Origin of the sequence: Paucibacter sp. XJ19-41 (assembly GCF_028462495.1) — a bacterium.
GTDB lineage: Bacteria > Pseudomonadota > Gammaproteobacteria > Burkholderiales > Burkholderiaceae_C > Roseateles_E.
The window spans coordinates 1-12,698 of the sequence record NZ_JAQOWX010000019.1 but is presented as its reverse complement, the minus strand read 5'-3'; the positions used below and the strand labels follow the sequence as shown (position 1 = coordinate 12,698).

Annotated in this window: 8 protein-coding genes; 3 read left to right on the top strand and 5 right to left on the bottom strand. The window is 66.6% G+C overall.

What is annotated here, in order from left to right; translation table 11 throughout:
- Nucleotides 1-142: 142 nt before the first annotated feature.
- From PO768_RS07150 to argA, 4 genes are all read right to left on the bottom strand, one after another.
- On the bottom strand, nt 143-439 hold the full coding sequence (locus PO768_RS07150; RefSeq protein ID WP_272645506.1) for an H-NS histone family protein: 297 nt from the start codon (nt 437-439) through the stop codon (nt 143-145).
- 202 nt (nt 440-641) lie between these two features.
- On the bottom strand, nt 642-1,688 hold the full coding sequence (locus tag PO768_RS07145; RefSeq protein ID WP_442953197.1) for a Fe(3+) ABC transporter substrate-binding protein: 1,047 nt from the start codon (nt 1,686-1,688) through the stop codon (nt 642-644).
- 73 nt (nt 1,689-1,761) lie between these two features.
- Nucleotides 1,762-2,034: an oxidative damage protection protein gene (locus PO768_RS07140; RefSeq protein WP_137941807.1), complete on the bottom strand. Its 273-nt coding sequence runs from the start codon at nt 2,032-2,034 to the stop codon at nt 1,762-1,764.
- A 41-nt stretch (nt 2,035-2,075) separates the two neighbouring features.
- On the bottom strand, nt 2,076-3,416 hold the full coding sequence (gene argA / locus PO768_RS07135; protein WP_266005877.1) for an amino-acid N-acetyltransferase: 1,341 nt from the start codon (nt 3,414-3,416) through the stop codon (nt 2,076-2,078).
- A 118-nt stretch (nt 3,417-3,534) separates the two neighbouring features.
- On the opposite strand from argA, the gene hrpA reads away from it, so the two are divergent.
- The 3 genes from hrpA to PO768_RS07120 all read left to right on the top strand — a co-directional run bounded on the left by hrpA (nt 3,535) and on the right by PO768_RS07120 (nt 11,802).
- On the top strand, nt 3,535-7,338 hold the full coding sequence (hrpA, locus tag PO768_RS07130; RefSeq protein ID WP_442953196.1) for an ATP-dependent RNA helicase HrpA: 3,804 nt from the start codon (nt 3,535-3,537) through the stop codon (nt 7,336-7,338).
- 116 nt (nt 7,339-7,454) lie between these two features.
- Nucleotides 7,455-9,338 carry a serine/threonine protein kinase gene (locus tag PO768_RS07125; RefSeq protein ID WP_272645505.1) on the top strand — a complete coding sequence of 628 codons (1,884 nt, stop codon included), beginning with the start codon at nt 7,455-7,457 and terminating at the stop codon, nt 9,336-9,338.
- A 37-nt stretch (nt 9,339-9,375) separates the two neighbouring features.
- Nucleotides 9,376-11,802: a serine/threonine protein kinase gene (locus PO768_RS07120; protein WP_272645504.1), complete on the top strand. Its 2,427-nt coding sequence runs from the start codon at nt 9,376-9,378 to the stop codon at nt 11,800-11,802.
- 503 nt (nt 11,803-12,305) lie between these two features.
- On the opposite strand, the gene PO768_RS07115 is transcribed toward PO768_RS07120, so the two are convergent.
- Nucleotides 12,306-12,698: hypothetical protein (locus PO768_RS07115; RefSeq protein WP_272645503.1), on the bottom strand; the 393-nt coding region annotated here is incomplete at its 5' end.

Below are 12,698 nucleotides of genomic sequence, written 5' to 3'. Positions count from 1 at the left end.
ATGCTAGCAGTGCGGCGACCCGGCGGCCTTGAGTTTGCCCCCGCAAATAGATGGCTCGAAAACCCCGCCTCAAAACAAAAAAGGCTGCCGGAAGGCAGCCTTGGGTATTGCGGGCCGAGATTCTCGGCCGTGCCGCTGGGGCTCAGACGTTGAAATCTTCCAGCTTGGCGCCGCCGCCGATCGCCGCCTTCAGCCACTTGGGCTGCAGACCACGGCCGCTCCAGGTTTCCCCGGTGGCCTGGTTGCGATATTTGACCGCCACCTTGGAGGTCTTGCCCGCCTTCGGTACTCGCACGCTCAGATCGGCAACCGTCAGGCCATATTCAGACATCAAACTCTTGACCTTGGCAACGGCATCGGCGCGTTCGCGATCCTTGGTTTGGGCGATTTGTTCGTCGAGTGCGGCCCGTTGAGCCAACAGGTCTTTGAGTGATGCCATCTTTGCAAATCCTCGCTAGGTTTCAAGTTCAAGCATGGGGGACGCGCCGATTATAGGCATGGGCCCGCAAAACTCTCTAGCGACCTATTATGCGCAGATGCAGCGCCGCTCGCAATATTCGTTGAAATGGGCTGTTGTCGTGGTGCCGACATATTGACGCGGGGCCGCCACAAACCCGTGCGGGCGGCGACCCCGGCGCGCTTTACTTGAAGCCGATCTTGTCCAGCAGCTGCTGCACCTTGGGCAGATTCGCGCCCACCGAGGAAACCGGGATGGTTTCGCTCTTGAATTCACCCATCGCCTCGAGTGCCGGATTGGCCGGGCGCACACCGACCACCACCGGCCATTCGTTATTGCCGTTGGCGAAATAGATTTGCGCTTCCGGCGAACTCAGGTACTCGAGGAACTTGACCGCGTTGTCGCGATTCTTCGCATGCTTGGCCATCGCACCGCCGGCGATATTCATATGGGTGCCCCAGCTCTGCTGATTGGGAAAAACCACGCCCAGGCGCTCGACCACCGCGCGGTCTTCCGGCTTGCTCGAACGCATCATGCGGGCCAGGTAATAGCTGTTGGTCACGGCGATCTGGCATTCGCCGCTGGCGGCTGCCTTGATCTGGTCGGTATCGCCACCCTTGGGGGCGCGCGCCATATTGTCGACCACGCCCTTCAGCCAGGCCTCGGTGCGTTCCGCTCCCATATGCTCATACATCGCACCGAACAAGGACAGGTTATAGGGGTGCGAGCCGCTGCGCAGGCAGACCTTGCCCTTGTTCTTCGGGTCGGCCAATTCCTCGTAGGTATCGACGTCCTCTTTCTTGACGTTGATCTTGTTGTAGACGATCACGCGGGCGCGGGTCGACAAGCCAAACCAGGCCGAACCCTGGCCGCTGTCCTTGGCGCGCAGATGGGCGGGAATGCGCTGCTCCAGCACGGCCGACTTGACCGGTGCGAACAGGCCGTCGGTTTCGGCCAGCCACAGGCGTGCGGCGTCGACCAGCAGGATCACGTCGGCGGGGCTGGAGCTGCCCTCGCTTTTCAGGCGGGCGATCAGACCGGCATCATCGGTGTCGACGCGGTTGATGCGGATGCCGGTGGCTTTCGTGAAATTCGCGTACAGCGCTTCGTCGGTCTGGTAGTGACGGGCCGAATACAGATTCAGCACCTGCTCCTGAGCCAGCGCGGCCGTGGCCAGGCCAGTCAGCAGGCCGGCGGCGAGGGCGGATTTGACGAGACGGGAAATTCGCATGGGGTCTCCAAGCCAAGTAAGGTGGCCCGGAGTTTACCCCGTGAACAAGAATAATTCTTGTTTGAGCTCAATCTCAGGTCGTCGGCGGCACATAGCCCGCCACCGCTTCGGCGCCGGCGCCGAAGAAGAATTGCTCCATCTGCCGGGCCAGGTATTGGCGGGCGCGCAGATCGGCCAGGTTCAGGCGGTTCTCGTTGACCAGCATCGTCTGATGCTTCATCCACGCCGCCCAGGCCTCCTTGCAGACGTTTTGATAGATGCGCTTGCCCAGTTCGCCGGGGTAGGGCGCGAAATCCAGGCCTTCGCCTTCTTTCTTCAGATAAACACATTGCACCATGCGTGCCATAACAACCTCTGTTTGCTTGAGTGTGGAGGGGAGGCCCGGATTCAGGCCAGCTTCTTGACCAGCACTTGCGAGCGCCGGTCCCAGTTGTATTTGCGTTTGCGCTCTTCGGGCAGCCACTCGGGTTCGACGGGCGAAAAGCCGCGCTTGATGAACCAGTGCATCGTGCGTGTGGTCAGCACGAAGATGCTGCTCAGGCCTTGCGCCTTGGCGCGCTGCTCGATGCGCTTGAGGATGCGGTCGCCGTCGCCCTGGCCCTGCACCTCGCTGGAGACCGTCAGCGCCGCCATCTCGGCGGTGCGTGCCTCGACATAGGGGTAGAGCGCGGCGCAGCCGAAGATCACGCCGTCATGCTCGATCACCGTGTAGGCCTCGATATCGCGCTCGATCTCGTTGCGGTCGCGCTTGACCAGGGTGCCGTCGCGCTCGAAGGGTTCGATCAGCGCGACGATGCCGCCGACATCGTCCGGGCTGGCCTCGCGCAGGCTTTCCAGCTTCTCGTCCACCACCATGGTGCCGATGCCGTCATGGGTGTAGACCTCCTGCAAGAGCGCGCCGTCCACCGCCAACGGCAGGATGTGGCTGCGCTCGACGCCGGCCTGGCAGGCCTTGACGCAATGCTGCAGATAGAAGGCCACATCGGTGGGCTGGGTCGGGCGCGGCAGGCTGGCCAGCATGCGCTTGGCGTCGGCCAGGGCCAGCTCGGTGTCGATGGCGCTGTCCGGGTCGTCCGGGTTCTCGCGCACGCCGGCCACCTCGGTCATGAACAGCAGCTTGTCGGCCTGCAGCGCGATCGCGGCGCTGGTCGCCACCTCCTCCATCGTCAGATTGAAGGCTTCGCCGGTCGGCGAGAAACCGAAGGGCGACAGCAGCACGATGGCGCCGCTGTCGATGGCGCGCTGGATCGCCGCCGCATCGACCTTGCGCACCAGGCCGCTGTGCTGGAAATCGACGCCATCGACGATGCCCACCGGCCGCGCGGTCAGGAAATTGCCCGACACCACCCGCACCGTCGCATTGGCCATCGGCGTGTTCGGCAGACCTTGCGAGAACGCGGCCTCGATCTCGAAGCGCAGCTGGCCGGCCGCTTCCTGGGCGCAGTCCAGCGCCACCGCGTCGGTGACGCGCACGCCCTGGTGGAACTTCGGCGTCTGGCCCTTGGCGGCCAGCTGCTCGTTGACCTGGGGCCGGAAGCCGTGCACCAGCACGATCTTGATGCCCATCGCATGCAGGATGGACAGGTCCTGCACAAAGGCGTTCAGCTTGCCCGCCGCCACCAGCTCGCCCGGCATCCCGACCACAAAGGTCTCGCCGCGGTAGGCATGAATATAGGGCGCGACCGAGCGGAACCAGGGCACGAAGGTGTGGGGAAAGACAAGACTCATTGAGGCGGCGGGGCAGGGGTGGGAACGCAGCCGCGATTGTGCCGCAGCACTCAACGATAATCCGCGCCTCGTGAACGCCAAGCCTCCCCGTCCCCCTCGCGCAGCCGCTCAGCCCATCGTGGCCAACCCGCTGCCGCCCATCAGCTTCCCCGAATCGCTGCCGGTCTCGAGCCGGCGCGAGGACATCGCGCGCGCGCTTGCCGAGCACCAGGTCATCATCGTTTGTGGCGAGACAGGCTCGGGCAAGACCACCCAGCTGCCCAAGATCGCGCTGGCGCTGGGCCGTGGCCGGGCCAATACCGGCAAGCTGATCGGCCACACGCAGCCGCGGCGCATCGCTGCGTCCAGCGTGGCCAAGCGCATCGCCGAGGAGCTGAAGACCCCGCTGGGCGAGATCGTCGGCTACAAGGTGCGCTTCCAGGACCGGCTGCAGCCGGGCGCCAGCGTCAAGCTGATGACCGACGGCATCCTGCTGGCCGAGACGCAGACCGATCCGCTGCTGAAGGCCTACGACACCATCATCATCGACGAGGCCCACGAGCGCTCGCTGAACATCGATTTCCTGCTCGGCTATCTGCGCGAGGTGCTGCCGCGCCGGCCGGACCTGAAGGTCATCGTCACATCGGCAACCATCGATGCCGACCGCTTCGCCAAGCATTTCGAGTCTGCCAAGGGGCCGGCGCCGGTGCTGATGGTCTCGGGCCGGCTGGTCCCGGTCGAGCAGCGCTACCGGCCCTTCGAGGAATCGCGCGAGTACGACGTCAACAACGCCATCGTCGACGCCGTCGATGAACTCTGGCGCGAGGGCGGGGGCGATGTCCTGGTCTTCCTGCCCGGCGAGCGCGAAATCCGCGAGGCGGCCGAGGCGCTGCGCAAGCATCACCCGCCTGGTGTCGAGGTGCTGCCGCTGTTCGCGCGGCTGTCGCAGCAGGAGCAGGACAAGGTCTTCGAGCCGCACGGCCAGCGCCGCATCGTGCTGGCGACCAATGTGGCCGAGACCTCGCTGACGGTGCCCGGTATCCGCTATGTGATCGATCCGGGCCTCTCCCGGGTCAAGCGCTACGGCTACCGCAACAAGGTCGAGCAGCTGCAGATCGAGCCGATCAGCCAGTCCAGCGCCAACCAGCGTGCCGGCCGCTGCGGCCGCGTCTCCAACGGCATCTGCATCCGCCTCTACGACGAGAAGGACTTTCTCGCCCGGCCCAGGTTCACCGATCCGGAGATCCTGCGCAGCTCGCTGGCCGGCGTGATCCTGCGCATGAAGGCCTTGCATCTGGGCCAGGTCGACGAGTTCCCATTCATCGAGCCGCCGCCGCGCAAGGCCGTGGCCGATGGCTACCAGCTGCTGGGCGAGCTGGGTGCGGTCGATGATTTGAACGAGCTGACGCCTATGGGTTGGGAGCTGGCCAAGCTGCCGCTGGACCCGCGGGTCGGCCGGATGATTCTGGAGGCCAGGAACCGCGAGGCGCTCAGCGAGGTCTTGATCATCGCCAGCGCGCTCAGCGGCCAGGACGTGCGCGACCGGCCGATGGAGGCGCAGCAGGCGGCCGATGAGAAGCACAAAAAGTTCGATGACGAGAAGTCAGAGTTCCTGGGCTACTTGAAGCTGTGGAAATGGCTGGAAGAGAGCAAGGGCGGCTCCGGGGAACACAAGCTCAGCCACCGCCGCTACGAAGCGCTGCTGCGTGAGAACTTCGTCAGCCCGCGCCGGGTGCGCGAATGGCGCGACATCTATTCGCAGCTGCACACCGTGGTCGCCGAGCATGGCTGGCGCATGAACGGCAGCCCGGCCACCTATGAGCAGGTGCATCTGTCGATGCTGGCCGGCCTCTTGGGAAATATCGGCCTGAAGAGCGACGAGGATGAGTGGTATCTGGGCGCGCGCGGCATCAAGTTCTGGCGCCACCCCGGTGCGCATCTGAGCAAGAAGCCGGGCCGCTGGATTGTCGCGGCCGAGCTGGTGGACACGACCCGGCTGTTCGGCCGCGGCATCGCCGCGATCGAGCCGCCGTGGCTGCCGGCCATCGCCGGGCCACTGATCAAGACCCAGTTGATGGAACCGCACTGGGAGAAGAAGGCGGCCGAGGTGATCGCGCTGGAGCGCGCGACGCTGTACGGCATCGTCATCTACAGCAACCGGCGCGTGAACTTCGGCAAGGTCGATGCGGCCGCCGCGAGGGAGATCTTCATCCGCGAGGCCCTGGTCAACGGCGAATGGGAGACCCGTCTGCCCTTCCTGGCCCACAACCAGAAGCAGATCGCCAAGGTCGAGGAGCTGGAGCACAAATCGCGGCGCCAGGACGTGCTGGTCGACGACGAGCTGATCTACGCCTTCTACGACGCCCAGCTGCCGGCCGAGGTGTGCTCGGGCGCCACGCTGGAGCGCTGGTACCGCCACGAGTCCAAGGCCAATCCGAAACTCCTGCAGCTCAGCCGTGAGGAGCTGATGCGCCACGAGGCGGCAGGCATCACGGGAAGCGCTTTTCCGAAGACCATCCGCCTGGGCGGGGTCGACTGCGCCGCCACCTATCTGCACGAACCCGGCGATGCGCGCGACGGCCTCACCGTCACCGTGCCCATCTATGCGCTGAACCAGGTCAACGAGGAACGCTGCGAATGGCTGGTGCCCGGCATGCTGGGCGCCAAGGTCACGGCCTTGCTGAAGAGCCTGCACCAGCGGCCGCGCTCGCGCCTGGTGCCGCTGCCGGACTTCGTCGCCGAGTTCATCGAGCTCAACCCCTTCGCCCAGGGCAGCCTGGTCGAGGTGCTGCTGAAGGCCGTCAAGGAGCGCAGCCAGATCGCGGTGCAGCGCAACGACTTCAAGCTCGAACAGCTGCAAGCCCACCTGTTCATGAACTTCCGCATTGTCGACGAGCACGGCCGCCAGCTGGGCCAGGGCCGCAATCTGGCGGCGCTGAAAGCTGAGCTGGGCGGCCAGGCGCGCAGCGCCTTCCAGGCCCTGGCGGCGCTGAAGCTGCCTGCGGCGCATGCTTCGCCGGCCGCCGAGCCGACGCCGGTCGCTTCCGGGGGGCTGCGGGCCGAGATCGTCAAGCCGGCGCCGGTGCGCGAGGCGAGCAAGAGCTATACCGGCTGGACCTTTGGCGAACTGCCCGAGTTGATGGAGGTCAAGCGCGGCGCCCAGACCCTGATCGGCTTCCCGGCCCTGATCGACCGGGTCAGCCATGTCGAGATCGAGGTGTTCGACGAGCCCGATGTCGCCGCCGCCAAGCACCGCCTGGGCCTGCGCCGCCTGGTGGCGCTGCAGCTGAAGGAGCCGCTGAAGTATCTGGAGAAGAACATCCCGGATCTGCAGAAGATGTCGGTGCTGTTCATGAGCCTGGGCACGGCCGAGGAGCTGCGAGACCAGATTATCGGCGTCGCGCTGGACCGCGCCTTCCTGGCCGATCCGCTGCCGGCCGACGAGTTCGCCTTCAAGGCCCGCATCGAGGAGGGCCGCGCGCGGCTCAACCTGATCGCGCAGGAGGTGGCGCGTCAGACCGGGGTGGTGCTGATCGAGCTGGCGGCCGCGAGCCGCAAGCTCAAGGACGCGCGTGCGCCCAAGGAGGTGGGCGAGGACATCACGGCCCAGCTGCAGCGCCTGTGCCCCAAGCACTTCGTCACCGCCACGCCCTGGGCCCAGCTGCAGCACCTGCCGCGCTATCTGAAGGCCATCACCGCCCGGCTGGACAAGCTGCGCGCCGACACGGCGCGCGACGCCAAGCTGCTGGCCGAGCTGAAGCCGCTGGAGCAGCGTTTCCTGCGCCGCCTGGCCGAGCTCAAGGGCACGACGGATGCCCGGCTGGTGGATTTCCGCTGGCAGCTGGAGGAGTTGCGCGTCAGCCTGTTTGCGCAGGAGTTGCGCACGCCGCAGCCGGTCAGCGTCAAGCGGCTTGACAAGGTCTGGGCCCAGCTGAGCACCTGAGTTGTCGTGCCCGCGCCGAATGCCCCGTGAATCGAGGCTTTATTGCCGCATCGCCAGGCGCACAATCTGGGTCAAATCACACTTTGTTTCATCAAACTCCAAGGTCCGCACGCATCGTGCCGAATGCTGAACCGACTGCCAGCCCGCCAGACGCCGGTGCTGGCGCCAAGACCGCCGCCGCTGTGCGGCGCTTTGGTCGTTTTGAACTCCGCGCGCTGCTGAACAAGAGCACGCGCAGCATGCTGTGGTTGGTGCTGGACACCCGCAGCCAGCAGGAGATGCTGATCTGCATGCCGCGGCTGGCGCCCAACAGCCCCGAGGCACTGGCCCACTGGCTGAAGACCGCCAATGCCGGCGCCCGCATCCAGCATCCGAACCTGGCCCATGTGGTCGAGGTCGGCCAGGTCGAGCACTGGCCTTTCATCGCCTATGACCGCGCGCTGGGCGAGACCCTGAATGAGCGGCTGGCACGCCAGAACGCGCCCCTGCCGCTGGATGTGGCGGCCTGGACCTGCCAGTACCTCGAAGGGCTGGCCTTCGCCCATGAGGCCGGCCATGCGCACCGCGATGTGCAGGCCTCGACGATGCTGATCGACAGCCTAGGCCACGTGCGGGTGCTGGGCCTGGAGGTGGCGCAGGAGGTGTTTCCGGCCACTGTGGACTTCAATACCGTGACGCGGCGCGCGGTGCGCGAGGCGGCCCAGGACGATGTGCTGTGCGTTGGCCTGCTGATGCACCGCATGCTGACCGCCCGGCCGGTGCTCGACGAGAGCGATCTGCTGCTGGTGATGCAGCGCATGCAGCCGCAAGGCCATGAGTTGCTGCGCCTGGGCTGGGAGACGCCGCACCCGATTGCCGAACCGCTGCGCGCCATCGTCAACCGCGCCACCGACCGCCAGGCCGGCCACCGCTACCATCTGGCGCGCAGCTTCTGGCGCGCGTTGGAAGGCTGGCGCAGCGCGGCCAATGACCAGGGCGGCGCAATCGCTCAGCTGATGGACAAGCTGCAGCGCGTTGGCCACCTGCCTATCGCATCGCTGCGCTTGCAGCGCATCGCCCAATCGTCCAGCATGGAAGGCCAGCACGCCAGCGAGCTCTCCGGCCTGGTGCTGCAGGACATGGCGCTGAGCCTGGAGATGCTGCGCCGTGTCAACAACGCGCTGAAGCAGCAAGGCATAGCGGCCGGCGGCGGCGCCATCCTGAATATGCAGCGTGCCATCGCGATGCTGGGCCTGAACGGCGTGCAGCAGGCGGCCCGCGCGCTCAAACCCTGGCCCGGCCCGCTGTCCGAAGCCAATGCCGCGACCTTGCGCAGTCTGATGGTTCGGGTGCAGCGCGCCGGCCAGGTAGCGCAGGCGCTGCGCCCGGCCGGCTACGACGCCGAGGTGGTCTATCTGATCACCGTGATGCAGAACCTCGGCCGTCTGCTGCTGCAGTACCACTTTCCCGACGACGCCCAGCAGATCCGCCAGCTGATGCGCCCGTCCGAGCCGACCGCCGACAACCCCAAGCCGGTCGGCATGAGCGAGCAGTCCGCCGCCTATGCGGTGCTGGGCTGCGATCTCGAAGCGCTGGGCACGGCGGTGGCGCGCTACTGGAGCCTGGGCGACGAGCTGCTGCACATGATGCGGCGCCAGGCCATGGAGGCGCCGGTGCGTGGTGGCGGCAGCGATGCCGAATTGCTGCGCCTGACCTGCAGCCTGGCCAATGAAATCGTCGATGCGCTGGCCCTGCCCGAAGAAAAGCGCCAGGCCGGCGTCGAGACGGCCACCCGGCGCTATGCGCGGGCGCTTGGCCTGGGCCTGCGCGAGGTCTACGAGGCGCTGAATCCGGCCGCAGCCGCGACCCCCGCAACAGCCCACCCCGATCATCCCGATCATCCCGACCACGCCGTGCCGGCCGCAGCGCAGCCCCAGGCCTCGCCGCTGCGCTCGCGCCTGCGAGGCAAGACCGAAAGCGACGACCCGGTCGCCCAGCCGCCCATCGCGCCAAGCGGCTGATTCGCCCGCTCGCCACGATTCCTAGAACAAGGTCCCCATGCTTCCCTCCACACCCACCGCACCGCAGATGCCGCCTGCGCTGGGGCGCTTTCGCCCTTTGCGCCGGCTCGGGCAGGGCGCGCAGGCGACGGTCTGGCTGGCGCATGACCCGCGGCTGGACCGCGAGGTGGCGCTGAAGGTCTTGCTGGCCGGCGCCACGCCGGCCAATGTCGAGGCCTGGCTGCACGAGGCCCGCGCCGTCAGCCGCCTGACGCATCCGAATATCGTGCCGGTGTTCGAGGCCGATATGCAGGGCGGCCAGGCCTATCTGGTGTTCGAGTATGTGGCCGGCCCGACGCTCAGCGAGCGCCTGCGCAGCGGCCCGGCGCTGCGCCCCCGTGACGCGGTCGAGCTGATGCTGGGCGTGCTCGACGGCCTGCAGGCCGCCCATGCCGCCGGCGTCGTGCACCGCGATCTGAAGCCCTCCAACATCCTGCTCGACGCCAAGGGCCGGGCGCGGGTGATGGACTTCGGCATCGCCGCCCGCCTGACGGACGCCGGCAAGCCGCAAGGCATCGTCGGCACACCCGGCTATATCTCGCCCGAGGCCGCGCGCGGCGAGGCGCCGAGCCCGCAGATGGATGTGTTCGCGGCCGCGGTGATGCTGGGTGAGCTGCTGTCGGGCCAGCGCCTGAACGCCGACCCTGATCCCTGGCGCGCGGTGCGCCGCGTCATCGAGCAAGACCTGGCCCTGCCGCCGGGGCTCAATGCCGAGGTCGACGATGCGCTGCGCGCCATCGTGCTGCGCGGCCTGGCGCGCGATGCGACGCGGCGCTGGCCCACGGCCAAGGCCTTTCACGATGCGCTCAACGAATGGCTGCACCCGGCGGTGGCGCCCAGCAGCGAAGCGGGCGACACGGCGGCGCTGGAGTTCCTGCTGCGTCGCATGCGCCACAAGACCGATTTCCCGGCCATGTCCGATTCGGTCGGTCGCATCCAGCGCCTGACCCTGTCCGAGAACGAGAGCATCACCAGCCTCTCCAATGAGATCCTGAAGGACGTGGCGCTGACCCACAAGCTGCTGCGCCTGGTCAATACCGCCCAGTTCAGCCATGCCGGCGGCGGCAGCATCTCGACGGTCTCGCGTGCCGCCGCGCTGATCGGCTTTGCCGGCATCCGCAATCTGGCGCTGTCGCTGATCCTGCTCGAGCGCATGGAGAACAAGGCCCATGCCCAGCTCTTGCGCGAGGAGTTCCTGCGCTCGCTGATGGCCGGCTCGCTGGCCCGCGAGCTGTGCTTGGTGCAGCGCGAGAACGAGGAGAGCTTTCTCGCCGCGATGTTCCAGAATCTGGGCCGTTTGCTGACCGAGTTCTACTTTCCCGAGGAGGCCCAGCAGGTGCGCCGCATCACGCGGCCCGAGCGCCGCGCCGGTGGCGACACGGCCGGGCCCGCCGCGCCGGTCAGCGAGGCGCTGGCCTCGGCCCAGGTGCTGGGCCTGAGCTATGAGCAGCTGGGCCTGGGCGTGGCCAAGCAATGGGGGCTGCCGGACAGCCTGCAGCGCAGCATGCGCCGCCCCGACGGCGATGTGCCGACGCGGCTGCAGGACAACCCGGCCGAGCGCCAGCGCTGGCTGGCGCGGGCGGCCAACGAGATGTCCGACGCGATCCTGCAGACCGAGCCGGCCGAGACCCATGCCAAGCTCAAGGCGATGGCGCAGCGCTACTCGCGCGCCTTGGGCGTGCCGGTCGAGGCCTTCGATGCGGCCGCCGATCAGGCCCGCCAGCGCCTGGCCCAGCTGGCCCAGGCCATGGGCATCAGCCTGGCCAAGAACTCGCCGGCCCAGCGTCTGCTGGCGCCGCTGACCCCTACCGTCGATGACAGCCTGTCGCCGCACGAGCTGCAGGCCACCTTGCTGGCCGAGCCGACCCTGCAGCGCAGCGACGCCGAGGTCTCGCGCGAGCAGGCCAGCGAGACCCTGGCCGCCGGCATCCAGGACATCACCAATGCGATGGTCGAGAACTTCAAGCTCAACGAAGTGCTGCGCATGATTCTGGAGACCATCTACCGCAGCCTCGGTTTCCGGCGCGTGGTGTTCTGCCTGCGTGACCCGAAGACCGAAACCCTGACCGGCCGCTTCGGCCTGGGCGAGGGGGTCGAGGCGGTGGCGCCGCTGTTCCGCGTGCCGCTGCGCAGCACGCCCGGGGTCACGGCCGATCTGTTCTCGGCGGTCTGCCAGAAGGGCGTCGACACACTGATCGCCGACGCCTCGGTGCCCAAGATCGCCGAGCGCCTGCCGCCCTGGTTCCTCGGCGCACCGAAGGCGGCCAGCTTCCTGATCCTGCCGATGGCGGTCAAGGGCGCGCCGTTCGCGATGATCTATGCCGACAAGGCCCGGCCCGGCGGCATCAATCTCGGCGAGAAGGAGCTGTCCCTGCTGCGCACGCTGCGCAACCAGGCCGTGATGGCCTTCAAGCAGGCCAGCTGAGCGCCGGAGAGGTGGGGCGTAACGTGGCAATGAGGGGAGTATTGAAGAGCCTCACTCTTCAGACCACGCTCAGAAACCTAGTGTTCATGCGGGTTCCTTGCTGTTGAATTCCGGCGAGTGCAGCATCAATGTCTCGCATGGCCATACGCCATGCAGGTAGGAGGACCGTTGGCTCGCTCGATCTAGCGAAGTACTGCAGTCGTCTCAAACACCATCCGGCCTTTGGAATACTGCTCGCGTGGCTCTCGCAAATGCTGCTTCGTCACCACTTGCGATGTATGCCTCGCCGGCCTCGACCAAGGCTCGGAGCCGCAGAACTCCTCCGACTCGCCTCTCCAGTGCAGTTCGAAGTTTCTGGTCATGTCCGGGCAAGAATTCTCTCGCCGAGCCTTCCCCGCATCCGCATTGACACTGATTCATCGCTGATATCCAAAGTTACCCCCCCCCACTCTCGCATGCACTTAACCAGCGCATTTCGTGACGATCATGGGCGTATCGTCTCATCAATGTCGGCTGCTTGCCGATGTGGCAATGCTTTTGACAGCAAGTAGGATGCCTGCGGCAGGCTGGTGCTTGCTTGCGGGGAGATAGGAATGGAGTATGAGTTCTGCGTTTCGGGTAGCCAACGGCTTGCGGACCTTTGGGGCGCGGGTCAGGACTTGGAGACCGCGATCGAATACTGCGACTTTCACATCGAAATCGATCCGACTGCGCCGCACCTCGCGCCAGGCGAAATGGGGCGGCAAAACCGCATGCGACAAGCTTTTTGCAAAGCTGCCATCATTTCCTACTATCGTGCCTTCAATAGTGGTGTGCGGGGCGGGATGGATGGTGATGTCCCGGCGCGTGGTGTAAGTCCACAGCCCGGAGAGGCTGAGATGCGCGGGGTACTCAGC

Bases quoted from the DNA above. Each gene is read 5' to 3' on its own strand.
- PO768_RS07150 (WP_272645506.1), bottom strand. From the start codon at position 439: ATGGCATCACTCAAAGACCTGTTGGCTCAACGGGCCGCACTCGACGAA.
- PO768_RS07145 (WP_442953197.1), bottom strand. From the start codon at position 1,688: ATGCGAATTTCCCGTCTCGTCAAATCCGCCCTCGCCGCCGGCCTGCTG.
- PO768_RS07140 (WP_137941807.1), bottom strand. From the start codon at position 2,034: ATGGCACGCATGGTGCAATGTGTTTATCTGAAGAAAGAAGGCGAAGGC.
- argA (WP_266005877.1), bottom strand. From the start codon at position 3,416: ATGAGTCTTGTCTTTCCCCACACCTTCGTGCCCTGGTTCCGCTCGGTC.
- PO768_RS07120 (WP_272645504.1), top strand. From the start codon at position 9,376: ATGCTTCCCTCCACACCCACCGCACCGCAGATGCCGCCTGCGCTGGGG.